Raw genomic sequence first — 24,621 nt, forward strand, 5'->3', positions numbered from 1 at the left:
GCCGGATCTTCTCGGTTTATGTAAGGGTCAGTTCAGCGCGAAATATTTCACGCGTGCCTGGTTGTCCGGGTCCACCGTCACCTTCAAGCTGTCCTTCATCGCCCAGTTCAGCATCTGGTGATGGATCGGAATATAGGCCAGGTCCTTCTTGGCAGCGGCCCACATCTCCGCGATCAACGCATCACGCTTGGGCAGATCGATTTCGGCTGCAATTTCTTTGATCTGCGCATCCAGAGCGGGGTTGGAATAGCGCGTGCTGTTCCAGCTACCATACGACGCTTCGCGGGTGTGGTAGAGGAAGTTGAAGATATATTCCGAGTCATAGCTCGGAACGCCCCAACCCAGCATGTAGAAGTCGGTCTTCATCGCATTGATCTGCGGGAAGAAGAGGGCCTTGGAGGTCGCGTTCAGGCGAGCCTGGATGCCGATCTGTCCCAGCATGCCGACGGCAGCCTGGCAGATCGCCTCGTCATTGATGTAACGGTCATTCGGGCAGTCCAGGGTGATCGGAAAGCCGTTTGGATAGCCTGCCTCCGCCAGCAGTGCCTTGGCCGCTTGATTGTCCGGCGCGGGGTAGCTGTTCAGCTCTTCGGTCCAACCGTTGACGAAGGGCGGCATGATGATGCCGGCCGGCACAGACTGGCCGCGCATGACCACATCGCGGATCGCTTCCCGATTGATGGTCATGTTGATGGCCTGACGCACCTTGACGTCAGCGAGCGGGTTCTTGCCGTCGATATTACCGCCGACCAGCGCGTCGCTCACATTCAGGCCAAAGAAGACAGCGCGGTTTTCAGGCGAGCTTTCGACCTTCAGGCCCGCCGTTCCCTTGACGCGGCCAATGTCTTGAACCGGAACGTCCTGAATGAAATCGAGTTCACCCGAGAGCAGGGCGGCGACACGGGTCGATGCGTTCTGGATCGGGGTGAAGACAATTTCGTCAAACGCGAGCGGGAAAGTACCCTTGCCCCAATAGCCGTCAAAGGCGCGCATCACGGTGCGGGCATCCGCCTCGCGCGAGACGAGCGTGTAAGGGCCGGTGCCGTTCACATTGGTCGACGAGAATGTCACCTCGCCCGCGGCCACGTTTTGCACGGTGACGGCCTTATTGGCTTCGGTCCAACCCTTATCAAGCATGAAGATGCTGGTCAGGGCAGCAGGCAGGACAGGGTTCGGGCCCTTGGTAACGATCTCGACCTCATGGGGGCCGGTGGCGCGCACTTCGGCGATCGAGGCAATGATGCCCTTCATCTGGCTGGATTCAGACCGCGCCCGGTCCATGGAGAAGATCACGTCTTCGCTGTCGAACGTGGCGCCATCGTGAAACTTCACACCCTCACGCAGCTTGAACACCCAGACGGTCGGATCGCCCGCCTTGACCGCCCATTCCGTCGCCAGCGTCGGTTCCAGCTCGCCGGTGGGGGCACGCGAGACCAAAGGCTCCATCATCTGCGACTGCAGCATGATCGTCACGCCTTCGTTCTGGGCATGCGGGTCCAGTGTCAGCGCATCCCCAGCCAGGGCCCAGCGCAGCGTTTCGGCATGCGCTACCGCCCCCATCGACAGAACCGCTATCGCGGTTGACAGAAACAGTCTTTTTTTCATGGTCTTTCCTCTCCAGTTAGCAATAGGACGCCATTCACACGTCGAGCGCGATCGGCGACCTCGTGTGTGGGTCAAGCAGTGGTTTTTCTGGCGCTAGTAAGCTCTACCTTCGGCTCTTCGCAGGCGGGCCAACCTTCCTCATGTGGCGACAAAGGCGTCACGCGGCAGGGACGACAGGATTTCCGGCCCATCGGCCCGCAGAATGACGATCTCTTCCAGGCGGATGCCGAAGCGGCCCGGGATGTAAATCCCCGGTTCAATCGAGAAGACCATACCTTCTTGCAAAACCGTCTCTGAGGTGGCGGTGAGGTATGGTGGTTCGTGCACCTCCAACCCAAGCCCATGGCCGGTGCGGTGGACGAAGTATTCTCCATAGCCAGCCTGGGCGATTACATCGCGTGCGGCCTTGTCCACCGATTTTGCCACGACGCCTGGCCGCGCAGCCGCCATCGCTGCCTGGACCGCGCGCTCGACAATTGCGTGAACCTCGTCATAGCCTTCAGGCGCATGACCAACGATTGCTATGCGGGTCATGTCGCTTGGGAAGCCGCCCGTCGTGCCGCCAATGTCGATGACAATGGCGTCGCCCGACTGGATCACCCGATCGCCGGTCGAATGATGGGGATAGGCGCCGTTGGGACCGCTGGCCACCAGACAGAAGGCCGAAGGGGTGTTCTGTTGCGCAAAGCCACCACGGATTGCCTCGGCCACCTGCCGTTCGGTCAAGCCGGGTCGCAGGGCGGCGAAGCCGGCCTTCATCGCCTTGTCTGCCACCAGTGCCGCGGCTTTCAACGCGTTGAACTCCGTATCGTCCTTGCGCATTCGCAAAGCCCCCACCGTCTCGGTGGCGAAGCCTCGCGCTGCATTCCCCAGATGATCGATCAGCAACAGCGCCGCGTCGGCCCGCATCGTTTCGTCAAGCGAAAGCCTGACAGTGCCGCCGGGCAAGACAGCCTTCAAGGCGCTGGCCAGCGCGGCCGCCGGACCGTCTTCGTCCGTCCAGACATGCAGTGGCAGGTCGACACGCGCCGCGATATCCTGTGCATTGACGGACGGTACGACCATCACGGCCTCTGCCGGACCGACGAGCAGATAGGTCGCGCGCTCATCGGGATGGGGATGATAGCCCAGCACCCAATGCATATGCGCTCCGGGAGCGAGCGCCGTCAGCGTTGCACCGGTTTGCTGCATGATGTCGCGCAGGGCGGAAAGCCTGTTTGAGGAGAATGTCACGTCGTATTCCTTCCGTCACGGCACGTGCGGTTGCGCGTCGGCCGCCAGCGGCGGCACGTATGGCTCCGCAGCCACTCGCTTTGCGTGATCGGCCTTAGCGGCCTCGAGATGTCTTGGATTGGTCAGAAGATCGATGACCGTGGATGCCAGGGCTTTGGCAACATGGACCATTGCCTTGTGAGCCGCAGGCGATTTTCCCTGCGCGGTGATCTGCCATGTATGGCCCGGCGTGCCCAAGGCGTGCGTCGCTTGTCCTGCCTGGGCAAAGGGCACGACCCAGCTGACATCCCCCAGGTCTGTCGATCCCAGCATGGGAACACCGCGAGCCTCCAGCGGCACCAGTCCTTCATGCAGAGGCGCCGAGTCCGGCTCGATCCCTGCCCCCGCAAATGCGGCGGCGATGGCCTCCGGCTGCAAGGTCGCCTGCATCTTCTTCGCATAGGCGCGGTCGGCCTCGTCAAAATCCGGCGGTCCCAGCCGCGCCATGTTGTCATGCAACAAGCGATACAGCGGCGGGTTGTCCAGCATTTCAGACATGGCCGTCACCACGGTCGACCGCACCTGCGTATCCGTCATGAGGGCCGCACCTTCAGCAATCTTGCGCACCCGCTCCACCAGGTCGCGCATGTCGCGAGCCCTGAGCGAGCGCACGGAATAGCGCACCGTGGCCTGTGCCTGCACCACATTGGGCGCGCGTCCGCCCGCGTCGAGATAGGCGTAGTGGATCCGGCTATCCTGCGGCACGTGTTCGCGCAGATAGTTGACGCCGACACTCATGAGTTCGACCGCGTCCAGTGCCGAGCGCCCCAGATGCGGCGCAACAGCGGCATGCGCCGCCCGCCCGCTGAAATGAAAATCCACCATGCTGACAGCGAGCGTCAGCGGCGGAATGATCCCGTTGAACGACATCGGGTGCCAGGAAAGTGCCGCATCGACATCGGCAAAATATCCGTCGCGCACCAGGAAGGTCTTTGCCGCACCACCTTCTTCAGCGGGGCAGCCGTAATAGCGGACACGGCCCGGCAAACCATGGCGCTCCAGGTAATCCTTGACCGCAGTGGCCGCAGACATCGCACCGGCGCCCAGGAGATTATGGCCACAGCCATGGCCGTTACCATCCTTGACCAGCGGTTCGTGTCGGTCTGATCCGGCCTGTTGGCTGAGACCCGGCAGCGCATCATATTCGCCGAGAATAGCGATAACAGGGCCACCCTGGCCTGCCTCGCCCATCACGGCCGTGGCAATACCGCCGAGTGCTCGCTGTACGCGAAAACCTTCCGCTTCAAGCGCATCCGCATGCAGCCTGGCGCTTTGATGCTCTTCGTAAAGCAGTTCGGGCACATCCCACACCCGATCCGAAAGCTCGACAAAGCGGTCTTTCTTGCCGTCCACCAGCGCCCAGATTTCATCCGTATTCTGCAAGCCTCAGTGCCCTCCCGCGCAATCAGCCTAGAGGCAAATGTTCGTACATTTGTTCTCTATGCGAACAATTGAGCGACTTTTTCAAGCCGTGTCAACAGCAAATCAGAGGGTTGGTTGGGGACTATGGTAATTCAAATCGAACAGACATTACCGCGTCTCGCTCACGCACGGAGTGTTAGCAAGTCTCAGCGCGAGGACGGATACAACTTTCTGTGAGCGCGCCGCAAGAGCGCGGAAACATGCTTGGATAAAGCGTATTTTCATCAGATTGGGCACCAAGCACGCAAAAACGCCCATTCTATCGACCACAAATGCGGCCAAAGATCGTAGCTCTCCCAATCCTCGCGGATACCGGCAAAACGACCGCCAGGCTCACATCGACAGCAACTCACAACCACCGCCAGTCGCACGCCAAAGTCCAACCGATCGTTACAGGCGATCCGCAGGGGCCCCACTGAGGTCTCCGGAAGGAGCCCGCCACAAACAGCCGCGAGGAATATGCGAACTTATGTTCAAATTTCTGGTTTACAGACGCCATCGCTTTGCTTAGCATTCAAAGAACATTTGTGCGCAATGCGAACTTTTGCCGTTCAATGAGCAAATGCATATTGCCGCGATGTGGGGACCCAAATCACCAAACAGGAGGATCAGACGTGAACAGACTTGGCTTGGCCATTGCGGCCACCCTTGCCCTTACCGCGGCTCAGGGCGCTTGGGCCCAGGAGGTGCTGACCATCGGCGTACGCTCGGAAGCGGCGACGCTGGACCCGCACTGGACCCAGCTTTCCGCCGACCTGCAGTTGCAGGAACATATCTTCGAACATCTGGTCGATCTCGACAGCGCATCGCAGCCTTCGCCCGGCCTCGCTGTCTCCTGGGCCCCCATCAACGACACGACCTGGGAGTTCAAACTGCGCCCCGGCGTGAAGTGGCACGACGGCGAAGCGTTTACCGCCGATGACGTGATTTATTCCTTCGACCGCCTGAAAGCCGGCATTGAAGGCGCAACCGCAAGCCCCGCCTTCCAGCTTGCCAAGGGCGGCAAGGCCTGGACCAAGGTTGACGACCTCACGGTTCGCATCACCACCGAAGGCCCCTATCCGACGATGGCCGAGGATCTGGCAATGATCCCGATCGTCGCGCAGCATGTGGTTCCCGGCAAGAAGCCCTCGGTCGATTTCAACTCCGGCGCCGCAGCCATCGGGACAGGACCGTTCCTCTACAAGGAATTCAGTCCGGGCAATCGCATTGTCGTGGCCAAGAATCCAAACTGGTGGGGCGGCGATCCTGGCTGGGATGAAGTCGTGTTCCGGCCCGTCGGCGAGGACAGCGCAAGATTGGCAGCCTTGTTGAATGGCGATGTCGACCTGATTGACTATCCGCCAACCGTGGACCTGCCGCAGCTGGAAGCCGACACCCGCTTCAAAGTGTCTTCCATCGCGTCGGACCGGCTCATCTACATGATGCCGTCCTATCGCCACAGCGAGACCTATATCACGGCAAATGACGGCAGCCCGATGCCCAACCCGATGCGCGACTGGCGCGTGCGCAAGGCGCTGTCGCTGGCCATCAATCGCGAGGCAATTCGCGACCGGATCATGGGCGGCGCCAGCCAGCCCACCCGCAACATCGTGCCGCCGGGCTTCTTCGGCTATGTCGATGATCTGAAACCCGATGCCTATGATCCTGACGCTGCCGAGGCCCTGTTGGCTGAAGCCGGTTATGGCGATGGCTTCCGCATGACGATCCACGGCCCCAATGATCGCTATATCAACGACGCGCGCATCATCGAGGCGGTCGCACAATTCTGGACCCAGATCGGCATTGCGACCGAAGTGGATACGATGCCGCGTGCGGTGTTCTTCTCGGACCTGATCCGTGGCGGCGCCGACAGTTTCCCCGGCTTTGACAGCCCGAAATTCTCGATGTCGCTGACCGGATGGGGGACCGTTGCCGGCGAGGCCACCTACACTGTCTCAGGCATTCTCGAAACCTACAACGCTGCGACCGGCGGCGGAAACGGCAATTTCGGCCGTTATTCCAACCCCTCGATCGATGCGAAATCGGTGCTTGCCAAGCGCACTATCGACCGCACCGCACGTCTTGCGCTTTTGCAGGACGCGACCCGCTGGGCGATGGAGGACTATGCGCTGATCCCGCTGCATTTCCAGGTCAACAAATGGGCCATGAAGTCCAGTCTGGAACATTCGCCGCGCACCAACGAGCGCACGCTGGCGACCGAGGTCAAACGCGTGAACTGACGTTTGAGCGGGCGAGGCAGAGGGTCAAGCCATGACTGAATTCATCCTCAGGCGCATCCTGCAGGCCATGCTGGTCCTGTTCGTGATGACTGTCCTGGTGTTCTTCGGGATCCATGTGATCGGCAACCCCGTCGATGTCTTTGCCTCGTCCGAATGCACGAAAGCCTGTCTGGACGAGATCATGGTCAATCTTGGCCTGGATCGCCCGGTTTGGCAGCAATATCTGATCTTCCTCGGCAACCTCGCCGAGGGAGATCTCGGTCGCTCCTTCACCCACGGCGTCCCGGCAATGAGCCTGATCTGGGAGCGGTTTCCCGCAACGCTGGAGCTTGCGATCGCCGCCCTGGTGCTGGCTCTGGTGGTCGGTCTGCCACTCGGATTTTATGCCGGGCTTCGTCCCGACAGTTGGGTCTCCAAGACCATCATGGGCCTGTCGATGATCGGCTTTTCCGTGCCGATCTTCTGGATCGGGCTCATCCTGATCTTGACGTTTTCCGTCAAGCTGGGATGGCTGCCCGCCATCGGCCGGGGCGATCTGGTGAATGTGTTCGGCGTTGAGGTCAGCTTTCTGACCCTGAACGGCCTGCGCCATCTGGCGATGCCTGCCTTCACGCTTTCCCTGCTGATGATGTCGATGGTCATCCGCCTGACCCGCGCCGGGTTGCGCGAGGTCATGACCTCCGATTACATCAGGTTTGCCCGCGCCAATGGCGTGCCCGAATACCGAGTGCTGGGCTGGCACGCGATGAAGAACCTGCTGATCCCGATCGTCACGGTTCTCGGCATGGAGTTCGGCGGCGTCATCGCCTTTGCCGTGGTGACGGAGTCGATCTTTTCCTGGCCGGGCGTGGGGAAGATGCTGATCGACGCGATCAGTGTGCTCGACCGCCCCCTCATCGTTGCTTACCTGATTTTCGTGGTCACGATGTTCGTGCTGCTCAATCTGGTGATCGACATACTGTATTCGCTGCTTGATCCGCGTGTGCGCCTTGGCGCCGGGGCGGCGTGAGGATGCCATGATCATCGCCGAACGCCCCTCCCGCCTGCGCGCCTTTTTGACGGCATTTTTCAGCTCCCCGACCGCGAGCATTGCGTTTTCAGTCTTCGTCGCGATGTCACTGGCGGCGATCTTCGCACCGCTGATCACGCCGCAGGACCCATATGATCTTCGCTCCGTGTCCATCATCGACAACCTCCTGCCGCCAGGCGAAGCCAGTTTCGGCGGCATGACCTATTGGTTGGGCACCGATGGGCAGGGCCGCGACATGCTGTCGGCCATGCTTTACGGATTGCGGATCTCGCTGATCGTGGGGCTGGCATCCGGCGTCCTCGCTCTGGCCTTCGGCACGCTGGTCGGGCTGATTGCCGCGTTTCGCAGAGGTTGGATCGATGCTCTGCTGATGCGGATCGTCGATCTGCAACTCAGCCTGCCCACCATTCTGGTGGCATTGATCCTGCTGGTCATCCTCGGACGCGGGATGGACAAGATCATTATCGCACTGGTGGTCGTGCAATGGGCCTATTTTGCCCGCACCGTCCGCGGCGTGGCGCTGGTGGAAAACGCCCGTGACTACGTCGAAGCCGCGCGTGGCCTGCGTCTGCCATCGCTGCGCATCCTGTTTTTCCATATCCTGCCCAATTGCCTGCCGACGCTGCTGGTGGTTGCCACGATCCAGATGGCGCAGGCGATTTCGCTGGAGGCGACGCTCAGCTTCCTCGGACTGGGCCTGCCGCCCACCCGGCCTTCGCTCGGGCTGCTGATCGCCAACGGGTTCGACTATCTGCAATCCGGACGCTGGTGGATTTCGGTTCTGCCCGGCGTGGTGCTGCTGGTGCTGGTCGTGTCGATCAACGTCGTGGGCGACCGCCTGCGCGAAGTCCTCAACCCCCATCTGAGAGGCTGAGCCATGGCCCCGGTTCTGTCTGTGCGTGGCCTGACCACGGTGTTTGACAGCGGTCAAAACGAACTGCGTGCCCTGGATGGCGTGGATCTGACCGTCAACGCCGGTGAAATCGTCGCACTGGTCGGCGAAAGCGGGTCGGGCAAATCGCTGACCGGTTTTTCCATCAACGGGCTCCTGCCGGGAGCGGCGCGGGTCACGGGCGGCAGCATTCACTTAGGTGGTGCCGATCTGCGCCGCATGCCCCCGCGCGAGATGCGTCACGTCCGCGGCGGCCGGATTGGCATGATCTTCCAGGATCCGATGATGACGCTGAACCCGGTTCTGCGGGTGGAGACCCAGATGCGCGATGCCTTGCGCGCCCATGCCTCCCTGTCGCGTGCCGACACGCGCAGGCGGCTGGTGGCAGCACTGTCGGAAGTGGGAATTGCCGCGCCCGAGCAGCGGTTGCGGGCATGGCCCCATGAATTGTCGGGCGGGATGCGCCAGCGCGTGGCGATCGCAACCGCCCTGTTGCACAGTCCGGAACTGATCATCGCCGATGAGCCGACGACGGCTTTGGATGTCACCATTCAGGGCCAAATCCTCGCCCTTGCGCAGCGGCTGTGCCGTGAGCGGGGCACGGCACTGGTGTGGATCACCCATGATCTGGCTGTCGTGGCGGGTATCGCCGACCGCGTCTCGGTCATGTATGCGGGCCGCGTCGTCGAAGAAGGCCCTGTCGATGCCGTGCTCGACACGCCAGCGCATCCCTACACGCGCGGTCTGATCGACAGCGTCGCGGCCAGCCAGCCGAAGGGCGCGCGGTTGCCGATGATCCCGGGGCGCATGCCCCTGCTGTCCGACCTGCCTCAGGGCTGCGCCTTTGCAGCGCGTTGCGCCCGACGCAGTGCGGTCTGCGATACGGTCCGGCCCGAGCCACGGGCCACAGGCGCAGGCCAGACCGTCCGTTGCCATCACCCCCTGACCGAACCAGCCGGAGCCGTGGCATGACAGCCGAGCTACCCATTCTCGAGGCGCGCGGCCTGACCAAGACCTTTCGGCAGAACGACAGCCTTCTGTCCCGCGCCATCGGGCGCCTGGGGCTTGGCCCCGGTCCGCAGGTGGTCCGGGCGGTGGATGGGGTGGATTTCACACTGCACCGGGGCGATGTGCTCGGCATAGTCGGGGAGTCTGGCTGCGGCAAATCCACCCTGGGCCGCATGGCTGCAGGCCTGACACGACCGTCGTCCGGTGAGGTGCTGCAGCAAGGCAAGGCACGCGACGTGACGCAAGGCCTGGATCGTCAGATGATCTTTCAGGACCCGTTTTCGTCGCTGAACCCGCGCAAGCGGGTCACCGAACTGATTGGAGAGGCGCCGCGGGTGCACCGCATCGTCGGCGCCAATGAACTGGAAACCTATGTGCGCACCCTGATGGAACGCTGTGGCATCGATCCCGCCTTCCACGACCGTTTTGCGCATCAGTTCTCCGGCGGTCAAAGGCAGCGTATCGGAATTGCCCGCGCGCTGGCGGTCAAGCCCGAGGTGCTGATCTGTGACGAAGCGGTATCGGCGCTTGACGTGTCGGTTCAGGCGCAGATCGTCAACCTCTTCATGGATCTGCGCGAAGAACTGGGCCTGACCTACATCTTCATCAGCCACGATCTCGGCATTGTCAGGCATTTGGCAGACCGGGTGCTGGTCATGTATCTCGGCCGCGTGGTCGAAGAAGGCCCGGCCGAAGAGGTCTTCGACGCGCCGCAACACCCCTACACCCGTGCCCTGGTTAAGGCGGTACCACGGCTCGACCGTCGGCGCACCACGTTTCACCCTGTCGCCGGCGAAATTCCCTCGCCACTGAACCCGCCTTCAGGCTGCCACTTCCATCCGCGCTGCCCGCTGGCGACAGACCGTTGCCGCGTGGAATCCCCGGCCTTGCGCCAGATCGCGCCGGGCAGGCGCGCGGCCTGTCACCTGCTTTAAAAAATCAAACCACCAAAGGGAGAGACATGATGGCTACCTACCAAGATCGCATGACCCGTTTCCGGGGACTTCTGCCGGGCAAGGCGGACCTTGTCTTCGTTCCGCTGGGCACCGACCTGGATTACCTCACCGGCATTCATCGCGACATCCCGAACTATGGGCGCAACCTGCATCCCGGCATGTGGCTGGAAGGGGCCTGGATCGCGCCGGGCCGCGACCCGATCCTGACCATTCCCCGCATGACGGCCGAATTCGGCGCCAAGGGCGGCACTGATGGCCTGGATGTGCGGGTTCTGGGCGATTGGGACGACCCGGTGCAGATGGTGCGCGGCATCCTGAAGGAATTCGGCATCAAGGACGGCGCGACCATTGCCACCTCAGACAATGCCGAGGCTGAAAGCCTGATGGAACTGCAAAAGCTGGTGCCGGCCGCGCGCTTCACCTCGGCCACCCATATCCTGCGCGCCCTGCGTGTGATCAAGGATGAGGGTGAAATCGCCACCATGCGGGAGGCAGGCCGAATGACCGAAGCCGCCTTTGCCGATGTTCTGCCGAAATTGAAAATCGGGATGACCGAGCTGGACATCGTGGCGGAAGTCGACTTTCAGATGAAGCGCCATGGATCGCTGGGGCCATCGTTCACCACCTCGCTCTATAACACCGGACCGAACCACCCAATGCGTTTCGGCCGTCGTCTAGAAACCTGGCCGCGCGTATTGACCGCGCCGGTCTCGGTGCTTTTCGACTTTGGCGCCGTGCATGACGGGATGTGCTATGATTTCGGCCGCACGGTGAGCTTCGGCGCCCCGAGCGACGAGCAGATCAAGGTACACCGGCTGATCATGGACAGCCAACGCGCCGGAATAGCGGCGCTGAAAGCAGGCGCCACGACCTGCCAGGACGTGGACAAGATCGCCCGCGACGTCATCGCAGATGCTGGCTACGGTGATAAATTCCGACACCGTCTGGGTCATGGCATAGGCTGGGACGTGCATGAACCACCGTTCCTCACCAAAGGCGACGAAACCCCCGTCGAAGAAGGCATGATCTTCACCATCGAGCCCTCAATCTTCCAAGACGGCACCTTCTCGGCACGGGTCGAAGACTGCATCGTCGCCCGCCCCGGCGGCGGCGAGCCGCTGACCACCGGCTGGCAAGATCTGGTTGTCATTGAGTAGGTGAATAGGAGAAGCTAAACACTCCCCTTTCTCATCGATCATGATGAGGCGTGCCGGCATTTACGCACAGTATTCCGGCTTGAACGAACCATGGTTGACCATGGCGGACGCAGCTTCCGCCATGAGGTCGGTGCTGAACATTGATCGTGACTGTACGGTTATTCGGCGGATGTTGTTGGAATGATCGGCCAGCTTCACCTGGATCAGATGTCCCGCGCCGATTCGAACACCCGCTTCACCTCCGCATAGAGCATATGGGCTTCGGGCGTCGGAATGAGCCGCTGGCGGCTCTTGCGTAACAGCTGGAACCCCGCCTTTTCCGTCAGTTGCAAAAGCATCTTGCTGACGGCGGGCTGGGTGACATCAAGCGCATCGGCGGCCTTGGTGGTGGAACCGTGCAGCATGACCGCCGCAAACATCTCGATCTCGCGTGGCGAAAACTCGCTATCCCTGGTGGCCAAACCTGATGTTTCCTTGCTTCCGTCTCATCCAAGCGTCATGTCATATCATGGCTGCAAAAAGCGCAAAAACCAGAAGTTGGTACTTCTCGTTACGCCGCTACTAAGGCGATTTCCACGACGAACAACGTGACATCCCGATCAGCGATCAGCACCACCTGTTCGCCGTGATCCAGCACAATGGCATCCAGGGAATGCAGCCTGATATCACCGCCCTCACTCCCAAGCGTCCCCTGTCCCATCGCCAGCAGGGTCGCCTGTCGCGCATCGAGTTTAAATCTTTGGCCGACTTGGCGGGTGACCCGATGGACATATCGGCCACGGCGGGTCATTACGTTGAGGTCAGCGACCGGGCCTGCCATCAGCCTGGCTTTTGTCGGAAGGTCCGCAGGAAAGCCATAAGGCTCGCTATCGGTGCGCAGGGTTGCTGCATCGTGTCCCTCCACGGACAACGACAATCCTTCGCCCGAGAGGATGCTCAGCGTTCGATCTACGCCCGGAAACAGCGAGAATGCACCATCCGTGACAACGGAGGCCATGCTGACGCGACAGTCAAAGTCTTCGACGGAGGCGCCCTCAGGAAAGACGGCGATCTCCACCGTCTCGCCCGCTCCGTTCTTCCACGGCATTCTCCTGTGGTCGGCAGATCTGAGAATTCGCATCCGATCAGTTCCCGAGGATGCCTGGAAGGTGCAGGCCCTTTTCCTTGGCGCAATCAAGCGCGACGTCGTAGCCCGCATCGGCATGGCGCATGACGCCGGTCGCCGGGTCGTTCCAAAGCACCCGCTCCAGCCGGCGGGCGGCATCGTCAGTACCATCGGCGCAGATGACCATGCCGGAATGCTGGGAAAAGCCCATGCCCACACCGCCGCCATGATGCAGCGAAACCCAGGTCGCACCGGAGGCGCAGTTCAGCAGTGCGTTCAGAAGCGGCCAGTCGGACACGGCGTCGGAGCCATCCTTCATCGCTTCCGTTTCGCGATTGGGCGAAGAAACCGAACCGGAATCGAGGTGGTCGCGACCGATGACGACGGGAGCCTTCAGCTCGCCATTGCGCACCATCTCGTTGAAGGCGAGGCCAAGCTTGTGGCGATCGCCGAGACCGACCCAGCAGATGCGGGCTGGCAGGCCCTGGAAGGAAATGCGCTCGCGCGCCATGTCCAGCCAGTTGTGCAGATGCGTGTTGTCGGGCAGCAGTTCCTTCACCTTGGCATCCGTCTTGTAGATATCCTCCGGATCGCCCGAAAGTGCGGCCCAGCGGAACGGGCCGATGCCGCGGCAGAACAGCGGACGGATATAGGCCGGCACGAAGCCGGGGAAGGCGAAGGCATTTTCGAGGCCTTCTTCCTTGGCGACCTGGCGAATGTTGTTGCCATAGTCGAGCGTCGGAATGCCCATGTTCCAGAAATCGACCATCGCCTGCACATGGGTCTTCATCGAAGCGCGGGCAGCGACTTCCACCGCCTTCGGATCGCTTTCCTGCTTCGCCCGCCATTCGGCAACCGTCCAGCCTGATGGCAGATAGCCGTGGATCGGATCATGGGCCGATGTCTGGTCGGTGACGATGTCGGGGCGAACGCCACGGCGCACCAGTTCCGGGAAGATTTCGGCGGCATTGCCGACGAGGCCGACGGATTTCGCTTCGCCCGCCTTGGTCCACTGGTCGATCCGGGCAAGCGCCTCGTCCAACGTATGCGCCTTGGCATCGACGTAACGGGTGCGCAGGCGGAAATCGATGCGGGTCTCGTCGCATTCGACCGCAAGGCAGCAGGCGCCGGCCATGACGGCGGCGAGCGGCTGGGCGCCTCCCATGCCACCAAGGCCACCGGTCAGGATCCACTTACCCTTCAGGTTGCCGTTATAGTGCTGGCGGCCGGCTTCCACGAAGGTCTCGTAGGTGCCTTGCACGATGCCTTGCGTGCCGATATAGATCCACGAGCCGGCGGTCATCTGGCCGTACATGGCCAGTCCCTTCTTATCCAGCTCATTGAAGTGATCCCAGGTCGCCCAGTGCGGCACGAGATTGGAATTGGCGATCAGCACGCGCGGTGCATCCTTGTGGGTGCGGAACACGCCGACGGGCTTGCCGGACTGGACGATCAGCGTCTCTTCTTCCGTGAGCGTTTTCAGCGTCTCGACGATCCGGTCGAAATCATTCCAGGTGCGCGCGGCACGACCAATGCCGCCATAGACCACCAGCTCGTGCGGCCGCTCGGCGACATCGGGATCGAGATTGTTCATCAGCATGCGCAACGGCGCTTCCGTCATCCAGCTCTTGGCCGAGAGCTCGGTTCCGGTTGCGGCGCGGACGTCGCGGATATTATGTCTGGGATTGCTCATGGTCCTCGCTCCTCAGTGTTTCAGTTCGAGCGCGATGGCTTCGATTGATGTCAAAATGTCCTTGAGATGGCGTCTCAGCGCTTCGGCCTTCCCGGCGTCATAGGCGAAAGGCGGTGCTTCGGTGGCCAGATGTGTGATTTGCGCCAGCTCCATCTGGATGGCATGCACGCCGCTCTCCGGCTTGCCGTAATGCCGGGTCGTCCAGCCGCCCTTGAAGCGGCCGTTGACCACAGACGTATAGCCCTCGGCCCGACCGGCAATCTCCTTAGCGGCTTTCTCGATCCTGGCATCGCAGGTGCGCCCCATATCCGTGCCGATATTGAAGTCCGGCAGGGACCCTTCAAACAGGAAGGGGATCAACGAGCGGATCGAATGGCAGTCATACAGCACCGCCACGCCATGGATCGCCTTTACGCGCTCAATTTCGGCGCTGAGTGCCGCATGATAGGGAGCGTGAAAACCTGCCAGGCGCTCGGCGACATCATCGCTCGTTGGCTCCCCGCCGCTTTTCCAGATGGCAACGCCGTCGAAATCTGTTTCCGGCACAAGGCCCGTCGTGTTCTGCCCCGGATAGAGGCTCAAGCCATCAGGATCGCGGTTCGCATCGATCACGTAGCGATGGAAGGTCGCCCGGACGGTCGTCGCATTCGGCAACAACCCGGCATATAGCTCATGGATATGCCAGTCGGTATCGGCGAGCAGCTTTCCGTTGTCATCAAGACGATCCCAAATCGCGGGCGGGACATCCGTGCCGGTATGTGGGAACGCAAGGATGACAGGCGAGGTGCCTTTGGTGATTTCGAAGATCGGCATCATTGCAGGCCACCTCGGTGGGAGGCTGTGATACCCCCCTCTGGTCTGCCGACCATCTCCCCCTCAAGGGGGGAGATTGATCCGCGGCAAGGCTGGAATGCCCATCTTCCCGTGGAGTCAGCGGCTTGCCGAGCTGCATCATTGAGGCAAGGAGAGAGCGTCTTGCCGATCTCCCCCCTTGAGGGGGAGATGCCCGGCAGGGCAGAGGGGGGTAACGCAGTCATCGACATCACCCCTCCAGCCCCGGCAACAACCCGCCAGACACGGCCGCAACCAGTGTCCCGTCTGCCACCAGCCGACCGGCGGCCTCAAGATCCGGCGCCATGTAGCGATCCTCCTCCAAGGTGGCGACGTGGGCGCGCAAGACGGAGATCACCCGTTGCAGTTCCGGGCTCGTCGCCAGGGGCGCGCGGAATTCGACGCCCTGGGCGGCGGTCAGCGCCTCGATGCCGATGATCGAGAAGAGGTTGTCGGTCATCTGCAGCAGGCGCCGTGCGCCATGGCAGGCCATCGAGACATGGTCTTCCTGATTGGCGGACGTCGGCGTCGAATCGACCGAGGCCGGATGCGCCATCTGCTTGTTTTCGCTCATCAAAGCAGCCGAGGTGACCTCCGCAATCATCAGACCGGAATTCAGCCCCGGCTTCTTGGCGAGGAAGGCCGGCAGCCCGTAAGACAGGGCCGGATCGACCAAGAGCGCGATGCGCCGTTGTGCAATGGCGCCGATTTCGCAAACGGCAATCGCGATCTGGTCGGCGGCGAAGGCCACCGGTTCCGCATGGAAGTTCCCGCCCGAGACGACGCTCATGTCGGAAAGCACGAGCGGATTGTCGGTGACGGCATTCGCTTCGATTTCGAGCGTGCGGCCGGCCATGCGCAACAGGTCGAGGCAGGCGCCGTCGACCTGCGGCTGGCACCGGATGCAGTAGGGGTCCTGCACCCGCTCGTCGCCCTGCAGATGGCTGTCGCGGATCACGGAGCCGGCCAGCAAGCCGCGGAGGGCCGTCGCCGTATCGATCTGCCCCTTGTGGCCGCGCAGCGTATGAATGTCGGCGGTGAAGGGCGCCGACGAGCCCATCGCGGCATCGGTCGAGAGCGCGCCGGTAATCAGTGCCGCCTGGGCGGCGCGATGGGCACGGAAGAGGCCGGCTAGCGCGAGCGCGGTGGAGGCCTGCGTACCGTTGATCAGGGCCAGGCCTTCCTTGGCCGCGAGCACCACTGGCGTCAGCCCCGCGCGCTTCAGCGCCTCGGCGCCGGAAAGCCGTTCGCCCTCAAAGAAGGCCTCCGCCTCGCCCATCATCACGGCCGCCATATGCGCGAGGGGCGCAAGATCGCCGGACGCACCCACGGAGCCCTTTTCCGGAATGAGCGGCGTGACGCCCTTGTCCAGCATGCCTTCGATCAGCCGTACCAGTTCGAGGCGGACACCGGAGGCGCCGCGACCGAGCGAGATCAGCTTCAGCGCCATGATCAGGCGCACGATGTTGGCACCAAGCGGTTGGCCCACGCCGCAGCAATGCGACAGGATCAGATTGCGCTGCAAAGTCGCCGTGTCGGCCGCATCGATCTTGATCGAGGCGAGTTTGCCGAAGCCGGTATTGATGCCGTAGACCGGCGCGTTGCCAGCGGCGATTTCGGCAATTCGTGCGGCCGCTTCTTCGATGCCGGCGTCGAAGTTGCGGTCGAGCACGGCACTTTCGCTGCTCCAGTAGATCTGCGCGAGTTCGGCGAGGGAGACGCGGCCGGGGTGAAGCGTAATGGTCACGACAGAATTCCTTTGGTGATGTGGCCGTTCCAGATGCGTAGGTAGAGCGGGTTGAAGCCGATGCGGTAGACGAGCTCAGCCGGGCTCTCGACCGACCAGATGGCAAGGTCGGCCTGCTTGCCGACCTCGATGGTGCCGACCGTATCGAGACGTCCGAGCGCGCGGGCGGCATTGCGGGTGATGCCGAGAAGGCATTCCTCGACCGTCATGTGAAACAGCGTGGCGGCCATGTTCATGGTCAGCAGCAGGGAGGTCAGCGGCGAGGTGCCGGGATTGCAGTCCGTGGCAAGCGCCATGGCCGTTCCGTGTTTGCGGAAGAGATCGACCGGCGGCTTTTTCGTCTCGCGGATGAAGTAATAGGCGCCTGGCAGCAGCACCGCGACGGTTCCGGCCCGTGTCATCGCGGCAGCACCGTCTTCATCGGTGTATTCCAGGTGGTCTGCCGAGAATGCCTGATATTCGGCTGCCAGCGCTGCCCCATGGAGGTTGGACAACTGGTCAGCATGCAGTTTCACCGGCAGTCCGAGAGATTTCGCCGCATCGAAGACAATCCGCATCTCCTCAGGAGAAAAGGCTATGCCCTCGCAAAAGCCGTCCACCGCATCGACCAGCCCCTCCGCATGGGCTGCCTTAAGGCCCGGCATCACGACATCTTCGATGAAATCGCGATTCTGCCCCTTGTAGTCGGCAGGCGTTGCATGCGCCCCGAGATAGGTCGTGGTGACAGATACGGTCCGCTTATCGGCGAGCTGCCGTGCGGCCCGTAGCATCTTGAGTTCGTCTTCGACAGTCAGCCCGTAGCCGGATTTGACCTCGACGGTTGTCACGCCCTCGGCGATCAGCGCATCGAGCCGGGGCAAAGTTTGCGAGACAAGATCCGCTTCGCTCGCCTCGCGCACCTGACGCACCGACGAGACGATGCCGCCGCCGGCGCGGGCGATTTCCTCGTAGGACGCGCCGGCAAGCCGCATCTCGAATTCCTTGGCCCGATTGCCGGCATGGACGAGATGGGTGTGGCAATCGATGAGGCCCGGCGTCACCCAGCGGCCCTCGCAATCGATCACCTGCATATTTGGCTGCACGGACACCTGGTCTTGCGGGCCTGCGAAGAGAATACGACCGTTCTCGATCAGCACAGCACCGTTGTCGACGATGCCGAGGCCGGGCTGGCCAGGCGCCAGCGTGGCGAGCCTTGCATTCCGCAAAAGCAAGGTCTGGGTTCCTTCGGGTCGGGCGAGCAGTGTCATTACGCTGTCTCCTCCCGTGCTTCAGGCGAGTTTCACGAGCACGTCGCGAAAGGCGCGGTCGATCGCCTCTTCATCCCGGTGGCGGCCGTCGCGTACCACCCATTGCCCCGAAGCCATGACATCGCGAACGGCATCTGATCCCGTGGCAAACAGCCAGCGGTCCAGGATCTGGTCGCCGGACGCCGTCCCGATGAACGGATGATCGCCATCAAGCACGACGAGGTCGGCGCGTGCCCCCACGCTTATGCCGTGGGTGTCCAGTCCCGCTGCACGACCGCCGCCAGAAAGGGCGGCATCAAACATCGTGCGGCCCACCGAAGCGCCCGAACCTGACGCCAGCCGGTTGCGGCGTCGGTCGCGCAGCCGCTGGCCATATTCCAGCAGCCGCAGTTCCTCGGCCACGGATGTCGCCACATGGCTGTCGGTTCCGATGCCAAAGGCGCCGCCAAACCCCAGGAAATCGGCTGCCGGGAAAATGCCGTCGCCAAGATTGGCCTCCGTGACAGGGCAGAGGCCGGCAACAGCGCCCGAGCGCGCCAGCCGCGCCGTTTCCTGCGGCGTCATATGGGTGGCATGGATGGCGCACCACCTGTCGTCCACCGGCATCTCATCCAGCAGGAACTCCACCGGACGACGTCCACTCCAGGCCAGGCAATCCTCCACCTCGCGTTCCTGCTCAGCGACATGGATATGCACTGGCCCACCCGTCCGCTCAGCGGCGAGAACCGCGCGCATTTCTTCGGGCGTTGCTGCCCTTAAGGAATGGATCGCAAGGCCGAGTCTTGCCCCTTGCGCCGCACAGGCCGGTGCAAGGCGCTCCAGCAGCTTGAGGAACGGATCGACATCATGAACGAACGGAAGCTGGCCCTGGTTCGGCGCCGTGCCTCCAAAACCCGCATGGGCATAAAAGACGGGCAGATGGGTAAGCCCGATGCCGGCTGTTTCTGCTGCTTTCAGGATCCGCAACGAGGTCTCGGCACCATCATCATAGCGGCGCCCACCATCGGCATGGTGCAAATAGTGGAATTCCACAACGTGACCGAAGCCACCTTTCAAAAGTTCACTGTACAACTTTGTGGCAACAATTTCGATGTCGTCAGGTCTCATCCGGGCAACCAGCCGATACATCGCCTCGCGCCAGGTCCAGAAACTATCTTCCGTCGCGCCGGCCTGTTCGGCCAAGCCGGCCATAGCGCGCTGAAACGCGTGGGAATGCAGGTTTGCCTGGGCTGGAACCACGGGACCGCGTACGATCTCTGCATGGGCCGAGCCCGTTGGGCCTCGTTCAATCCCTGCAATTCGGCCGTGGCCGTCGATGGCTATCACGACATTGGCCGCCCAGCCGTCGGCCAGCAGGATCTGCGGGCAAAACAGGGTTCGCAGCATCGTCATTGATCGGCCCTCACAAAGTTGTATAGGGAAGATGTCAGAGATTTCCTAAGCCGACAAGAGGCCGAGCAAAAAATTGCGCTGCATCTCGGCGTGGTCTCTTGTATGCACAGGGCGGCAGCAGCGGGAGAGGCGAACATGTTTGAGGCGGAGGAGACCATGGCGACGTCAGGCCTTCGCGATGCGCCGCTCTATGAGCGCTTGAAAGCCGATATCAAGCAGCGGATCGATAGCGGCGAGTGGCCAGCCGATCACCGCATTCCTTCCGAAAACGAACTGGCGGAGACACTTGGTGTCAGCCGCATGACGGCAAACCGCGCGCTGAGGGAACTCGCCATGGAAGGCGTCATCGTCAGGGTGCAGGGCCGTGGCTCGTTCGTGGCCAACAGGAAGCGGTCCGCCCCCTTCATGGGCGTGCGCAACATCGCCGACGAAATCGCCGAACGCGGTTCGCTACACACCTCTCAGGTTATCTTGGCGCAGATGGAAATCTGTGGACACGAACTGGCGGAAGCTCTTGATGTGGCTGTTGGTGCCCAAGCGTTTCATTCCGTGATCCTGCACCTTGAGGACGATCTGCCGATCCAACTGGAGGACCGCTTCGTCAATGCGGCCATGGCGCCATGGTATCTCGACCAGGATTTTCGCGTGACGACGCCGAACGCCTATCTAACGAAAGTGGCGCCAATCACCCATACCGAACAGTTTGTCGAGGCTGTGCTGCCGCAATCCTGGGAATGCCGGCATCTCGCCATTGCCCGGACCGAGCCCTGCCTGCTGATCCGCCGCCGCACCTGGTCCGGCGAGCACATCGTCACCTCTGTGCGCCTTCTTTATCCCGGCAGTCGGTATCGTTTGGAAAGCACGTCCTGACAGATTTCAGGGAACAGCCTTTCGGAATGGCCGACGAGATCGGCAATCGGGTATGTCTCGTCCTCGCGCCGACCTCCGAGCGCGCGCAATGCATTGATCCATGGTCCCATCGCTAATGAACGATCTGGCTGAGAAAGCTTTTTGTCCGCTCATGGGTTGGGGCGTCGAAGAAAGTGTCCGGCGCGCCACTTTCGACGATCGTGCCGCGATCCATGAACACAACACGATCTGCCACGCGACGGGCAAACCCCATCTCATGGGTCACGACGATCATGGTCATGCCGTCCTCGGCAAGGGTAACCATCGTCTCCAGAACCTCCTTCACCATCTCCGGATCAAGCGCGGATGTCGGCTCATCAAAGAGCATGATTTTGGGCGACATGCACAGGGCACGGGCGATGGCGACGCGCTGCTGCTGGCCACCGGAGAGCTGACCGGGAAATTTCAGCGCTTGCTCTGGAATCCGAACCTGTTCCAAAAGTTGCATGCCGCGGTCTTCGGCGAGCTTCCTCGGCGTTCCGCGTGACAAAATCTGAGGCAGCGCGCAGTTCTCCAAAACGGTGAGATGCGGAAACAGGTTGAAGTGCTGGAACACCATCCCGACATCGCGGCGGATCGCATCGATGTTTTTCAGGCTGTCGTTCAACGTGACACCGTTCACGACGATCTCGCCCTGTTGATGATCCTCAAGATGGTTGACGCATCGGATGAGCGTCGATTTGCCGGAGCCGGATGGCCCGCAGATGACGATGCGCTCACCGGCCTTGACCGACAGGGTGACATTGCGAAGCGCATGGTATGTGCCATACCATTTGTCGAGATTGCGGATCGCGATGGCAGACGGTTCAAGATTGGGCTGTTGTTCAGATATCATCGGTAATCCTGTGCTTTGACACGCAGTTCAAGCCAGCGGGCGTAATAGGAAATGGCAACGCAGAGCGCGAAATAGATGAGGCCGACGAACAGGTAGGCTTCGCGATAGGGCGCGGGCCAGATTGGGTCCATGGCCGCCGAGCGACCGGCACTCAGCATGTCGAACACCCCGACGATCATCACCAGGCTGGTGTTTTTGACCATGACAATCGCCGTATTCGTTAGCGGCGGGATGACCTTCTGAATGGCCTGCGGCATCACGATATGCTGGATCGCCTTCCAGTTGGGAATGCCGAGTGCTTTCGCCGCTTCGATCTGACCGGAGGGGATGGCTTGCAACCCGCCGCGAATGACCTCGGCAAGATAGGCCGCCGCAAAGACCGTCAGCGCCGCAAAGGTCCGTCCAAGTTTGTCGATCGTCCAGGTTGGCGGCAGGAGCAGGGGAAGCAGGATCGAGGCGACAAACAGCAGCCCGACAAGTGGAAGTCCGCGGACCGTCTCGATCAGCCCGACGGACAGGAGCCTTGGGATTGGCAGGGATGACCGCCGTCCGAGCGCCAGAAAGACAGCGAAGGGAAAGCCGCACCCCAGCGACAGCAGAGCCAGCAGGAGGGTGACCGGCAGACCGCCCCATTGCGAGGTGGGCACAAAGGGCATTCCCGCAACGCCGCCCCACATCAGGCCCAGCATCACGGCCACGGCCACCAGCCATGCGATAACCAGCTTTCGCCCCCAGAGCGCTGGCGACAGCGACATCAGAACCATCATAACCATCAGGCCCATCACGGCCATAGGGCGCCATTGCGCCTCGGGTGGATAGAGGCCGAAGAGGATGAAACGAAGTTTGGCGCCGATGAAGGCCCAGCATGCCCCGCCGGCTCGGCAGGCCTCGGGATCCGAGGTCGTCCAGGTGGCGTCCAGAAGACCCCACTGGAGTGCCGGAAGCAGCGCCAAGATCGTCAGCAGCGCGCCGGTCGTCAGAGCCGCACTCAGGATGTCGCCAAATAGCATCTTGCGAATGGGCGTCCGCTTGATCGGCGGCGCTTCCCGCGCGGGCAGTATGTCGGCGGCCACGTGGCCGTGCGAAATGGAAAGTGTTGTCATCGCGTCACCAGTGCCACATGGGCATTGTACCAGTTCATGAACATCGAAACGGCGATACTGATCGTGAGGAAAACGGCCAGAAGGATGGAAATGCTCTCTATGGCCTGTCCCGTCTGATTGATGACCGTTCCGACCACGAGACCAAGTTCCGGATATCCGACGGCCAGCGCCAGTGTCGTATTCTTCACCGTCGACAGATACTGGGAAGTCATGGGAGGAACGATGATCCGCAAAGCCTGTGGAATGATGATGCGAAACATGACGTGCCGTTCGGACAGACCAAGTGCACGTCCGGCCTCCCACTGTCCGCGTGACACAGCTTCGATCCCACCGCGGATGACTTCACTAATGAAAACCGAGGTGTAGAGGACGAGACCGAGCATAAGGGCCGCAAATTCCGGGGACAGGCGAAGACCCCCGACGAAATTGAAACCCTTCAGTTCCGGAAAGCTTGCCGAGGGGCGAAGCAGCATAGCAGCAACCGTGAGCAGGCCGCCAAGCAGGATCCATTTGCCCACGGACCGGACGGACTGCGATGCCCATCGATGAATCAGGATGGCCGCCACGAGGAAAGCAAGGCAGGCGATAGCGAAATGACCCGCCTGCGGGCCAAGCGAGATCGCCGGAATATAGAGCCCCCTGAGAGACAGATAGAAGCCGGGCAGCGGGTTGAAGGCCAGACGCGGTGCCGGCAGCAAGGTCGTCGCCAGCGCGTACCAGAAGAGGAGCTGCACAATGAGCGGCATGTTGCGGATGACACCGACAAACAATGCCGCCATCTTTGACGCCAAGGGATTGTTCGATAGCCGGACGAGAGCGATGAACAGGCCGACAAGTGTGGAGATGATAATCGCTGTGAACGAGATGACGGCGGTGTTGGTCACACCGATCACGTAAGCCCAGCCGAATGTATCTGCGGGATCATAGGGCAGGACACTTTCCGAGATGGGAAAGTTCGCCTGCCTGCTCAGATAGTCGAAACCGACCCGGATGCCCCGGGCGGCCAGATTGGCCGCCGTATTGGACCACAGCCAGAAAAGAAGACCGGCAAAGCCAGCAAACAGCAAGACCTGAAGCGCATTGGTTCGAATGCGACGATTGTCCCAGAGTGCGGAAAGCATGCCGGCCTCCATGTACTTACTGGAATGCCAGCGGGAACATCAGTCCGCCATCGGAGTAGAGACGATTGGCGCCCCGCTCCAGCTTCAACGGACTATCCTTGCCGACATTGCGATCGAACATTTCGCCGTAATTGCCGAGCTGGGCGATGATGTTGGCCGCAAATTTCTCGTCCAGCCCCAGTGCCGAACCGTTTCCAGGCTCAACGCCAAGGAAGCGCTTGACGCGAGGATCTTCCGATGTCTGCATCTCGGTGACATTGGCCTGGGTCACGCCCAGTTGTTCGCCGGCGATCAAGGCCTGGATCGACCAGTTGACGATATCGAGCCACTGATCGTCGCCATGGCGAACGGCGGGCGTCAAAGCGTCCATGAACCGGGTTGCCGGAAAGATGATGTAGTCATCGGGATTTTTGGCAGACGTTGCCCTGATCGAAGCCAGTGCAGCCGCATCGGTGATCAGGGCGTCGCAACGGCCGGAGAAGAAGGCCTGGCTGACTGCAGAGCTGTTTTCGAAGACGACAGGCTTCAGCCCGAGATTATGCTCCTTCGATACGTCATTGGCGACGACCTCCGTGGTGGATCCTGTCTGGACGCAGACAGTGGCGCCGGACATGTCCTCCACTTTCGTCACCCCGAGCGCCCTAGGCATCATGAAGCCGGTAAACTCATAATAGTTGGGCGTCGTGAAATTCAGACCGTTCGCATCACGACGCAAGGTCCATGTAAACGTGCGCGGCAGGATGTCGATTTCGCCGGTCTGCAAGGCCGGTACGCGCTGCTGGCCGCTGAGCGGAACGAACTCCACCTTGTCCTTGTCATTGAAGATGGCAACCGCCACGGCCCGGCAGGTCTCGACATCGAGGCCGCGCCAATATCCCTTTTCGTCGGGCGCGCCAAAGCCAACGGTGCCCTGGCTTGACGCACATTTCAGGAAGCCGCGCGCCTTGACGGCGTCAAGCGTTGGCCCTGCGACAGCCGGCGACAGGCCGGCCGACAGCATGCTCGTGAGCAGGAAGCCCAGTCCAAGAATTTTCGAACGCATGTTATTCCCCTTTGTTGTTGAAGTGCGTTTTG

The 24,621-nt window shown here is 61.6% G+C and carries 21 protein-coding genes; 7 read left to right on the plus strand and 14 right to left on the minus strand.

Annotation, left to right across the window (positions count from 1 at the left end; genetic code table 11):
- Positions 1–27: 27 nt before the first annotated feature.
- The 3 genes from B9A97_RS15070 to B9A97_RS15080 form a co-directional block, all read right to left on the minus strand.
- A complete protein-coding gene (locus B9A97_RS15070) occupies positions 28–1,605 on the minus strand; it encodes an ABC transporter substrate-binding protein (RefSeq protein WP_084366179.1) in 1,578 nt (525 codons plus the stop codon).
- Positions 1,606–1,743: 138 nt separating this feature from the next.
- Positions 1,744–2,838, minus strand: coding sequence for a M24 family metallopeptidase (locus B9A97_RS15075; protein ID WP_244564239.1), 1,095 nt, complete (start codon positions 2,836–2,838; stop codon positions 1,744–1,746).
- Positions 2,839–2,853: 15 nt separating this feature from the next.
- On the minus strand, positions 2,854–4,260 hold the full coding sequence (locus B9A97_RS15080) for a M20 family metallopeptidase (RefSeq protein WP_084366180.1): 1,407 nt from the start codon (positions 4,258–4,260) through the stop codon (positions 2,854–2,856).
- A gap of 653 nt (positions 4,261–4,913) precedes the next feature.
- Between B9A97_RS15080 and B9A97_RS15085 the strand changes: the two genes are divergently transcribed.
- From B9A97_RS15085 to B9A97_RS15110, 6 genes are read left to right on the plus strand one after another with little or no spacing between them, the layout of a single operon-like run.
- Positions 4,914–6,521 carry an ABC transporter substrate-binding protein gene (locus B9A97_RS15085; protein WP_179145299.1) on the plus strand — a complete coding sequence of 536 codons (1,608 nt, stop codon included), beginning with the start codon at positions 4,914–4,916 and terminating at the stop codon, positions 6,519–6,521.
- 31 nt (positions 6,522–6,552) lie between these two features.
- Complete coding sequence (locus tag B9A97_RS15090) at positions 6,553–7,530, plus strand: ABC transporter permease (protein WP_084366182.1); 978 nt, start codon at positions 6,553–6,555, stop codon at positions 7,528–7,530.
- A gap of 7 nt (positions 7,531–7,537) precedes the next feature.
- A complete protein-coding gene (locus B9A97_RS15095; protein WP_084366183.1) occupies positions 7,538–8,425 on the plus strand; it encodes an ABC transporter permease in 888 nt (295 codons plus the stop codon).
- A 3-nt stretch (positions 8,426–8,428) separates the two neighbouring features.
- Positions 8,429–9,415, plus strand: coding sequence for an ABC transporter ATP-binding protein (locus B9A97_RS15100; protein ID WP_084366184.1), 987 nt, complete (start codon positions 8,429–8,431; stop codon positions 9,413–9,415).
- A complete protein-coding gene (locus B9A97_RS15105) occupies positions 9,412–10,386 on the plus strand; it encodes an ABC transporter ATP-binding protein (RefSeq protein WP_084366185.1) in 975 nt (324 codons plus the stop codon). Before B9A97_RS15100 ends, B9A97_RS15105 begins: the two co-directional genes overlap by 4 nt.
- A 29-nt stretch (positions 10,387–10,415) precedes the next feature.
- Positions 10,416–11,564 carry a M24 family metallopeptidase gene (locus B9A97_RS15110; RefSeq protein WP_179145300.1) on the plus strand — a complete coding sequence of 383 codons (1,149 nt, stop codon included), beginning with the start codon at positions 10,416–10,418 and terminating at the stop codon, positions 11,562–11,564.
- A gap of 203 nt (positions 11,565–11,767) precedes the next feature.
- Here the strand turns inward: B9A97_RS15110 and B9A97_RS15115 are convergent, their stop codons facing one another.
- From B9A97_RS15115 to hutF, 7 genes are all read right to left on the minus strand, one after another.
- Positions 11,768–12,025, minus strand: a complete 258-nt coding sequence (locus B9A97_RS15115; protein ID WP_244564240.1) for a LysR family transcriptional regulator — start codon at positions 12,023–12,025, stop codon at positions 11,768–11,770.
- An 89-nt stretch (positions 12,026–12,114) separates the two neighbouring features.
- On the minus strand, positions 12,115–12,684 hold the full coding sequence (locus B9A97_RS15120; protein ID WP_084366187.1) for a HutD/Ves family protein: 570 nt from the start codon (positions 12,682–12,684) through the stop codon (positions 12,115–12,117).
- Between the two features lie 4 nt (positions 12,685–12,688).
- Complete coding sequence (gene hutU / locus B9A97_RS15125; protein ID WP_084366188.1) at positions 12,689–14,362, minus strand: urocanate hydratase; 1,674 nt, start codon at positions 14,360–14,362, stop codon at positions 12,689–12,691.
- 12 nt (positions 14,363–14,374) lie between these two features.
- A complete protein-coding gene (hutG, locus tag B9A97_RS15130; protein ID WP_084366290.1) occupies positions 14,375–15,175 on the minus strand; it encodes an N-formylglutamate deformylase in 801 nt (266 codons plus the stop codon).
- A gap of 229 nt (positions 15,176–15,404) precedes the next feature.
- Positions 15,405–16,940: a histidine ammonia-lyase gene (gene hutH / locus B9A97_RS15140; protein WP_084366189.1), complete on the minus strand. Its 1,536-nt coding sequence runs from the start codon at positions 16,938–16,940 to the stop codon at positions 15,405–15,407.
- Positions 16,937–18,187: an imidazolonepropionase gene (gene hutI / locus B9A97_RS15145; RefSeq protein WP_084366190.1), complete on the minus strand. Its 1,251-nt coding sequence runs from the start codon at positions 18,185–18,187 to the stop codon at positions 16,937–16,939. Before hutI ends, hutH begins: the two co-directional genes overlap by 4 nt.
- Positions 18,188–18,208: 21 nt before the next feature.
- Entirely contained in the window at positions 18,209–19,579 is a 1,371-nt protein-coding gene (gene hutF, locus B9A97_RS15150; RefSeq protein ID WP_143530489.1) for a formimidoylglutamate deiminase, read from the minus strand.
- A 135-nt stretch (positions 19,580–19,714) separates the two neighbouring features.
- Between hutF and hutC the strand changes: the two genes are divergently transcribed.
- Complete coding sequence (gene hutC, locus B9A97_RS15155) at positions 19,715–20,449, plus strand: histidine utilization repressor (RefSeq protein WP_084366191.1); 735 nt, start codon at positions 19,715–19,717, stop codon at positions 20,447–20,449.
- A gap of 112 nt (positions 20,450–20,561) precedes the next feature.
- On the opposite strand, the gene B9A97_RS15160 is transcribed toward hutC, so the two are convergent.
- From B9A97_RS15160 to B9A97_RS15175, 4 genes are read right to left on the minus strand one after another with little or no spacing between them, the layout of a single operon-like run.
- Positions 20,562–21,323 (minus strand): amino acid ABC transporter ATP-binding protein, encoded by a 762-nt coding sequence (locus B9A97_RS15160; protein WP_084366192.1) that lies wholly within the window; start codon positions 21,321–21,323, stop codon positions 20,562–20,564.
- A complete protein-coding gene (locus B9A97_RS15165) occupies positions 21,320–22,426 on the minus strand; it encodes an amino acid ABC transporter permease (protein ID WP_084366193.1) in 1,107 nt (368 codons plus the stop codon). Before B9A97_RS15165 ends, B9A97_RS15160 begins: the two co-directional genes overlap by 4 nt.
- Positions 22,423–23,547, minus strand: coding sequence for an amino acid ABC transporter permease (locus B9A97_RS15170; protein WP_084366292.1), 1,125 nt, complete (start codon positions 23,545–23,547; stop codon positions 22,423–22,425). Before B9A97_RS15170 ends, B9A97_RS15165 begins: the two co-directional genes overlap by 4 nt.
- A 16-nt stretch (positions 23,548–23,563) precedes the next feature.
- Positions 23,564–24,589 carry an amino acid ABC transporter substrate-binding protein gene (locus B9A97_RS15175; protein WP_084366194.1) on the minus strand — a complete coding sequence of 342 codons (1,026 nt, stop codon included), beginning with the start codon at positions 24,587–24,589 and terminating at the stop codon, positions 23,564–23,566.
- Positions 24,590–24,621: the final 32 nt, after the last annotated feature.

Source organism: Rhizobium sp. RU36D (assembly GCF_900176345.1).
In the GTDB taxonomy this organism is placed as follows: domain Bacteria; phylum Pseudomonadota; class Alphaproteobacteria; order Rhizobiales; family Rhizobiaceae; genus Allorhizobium.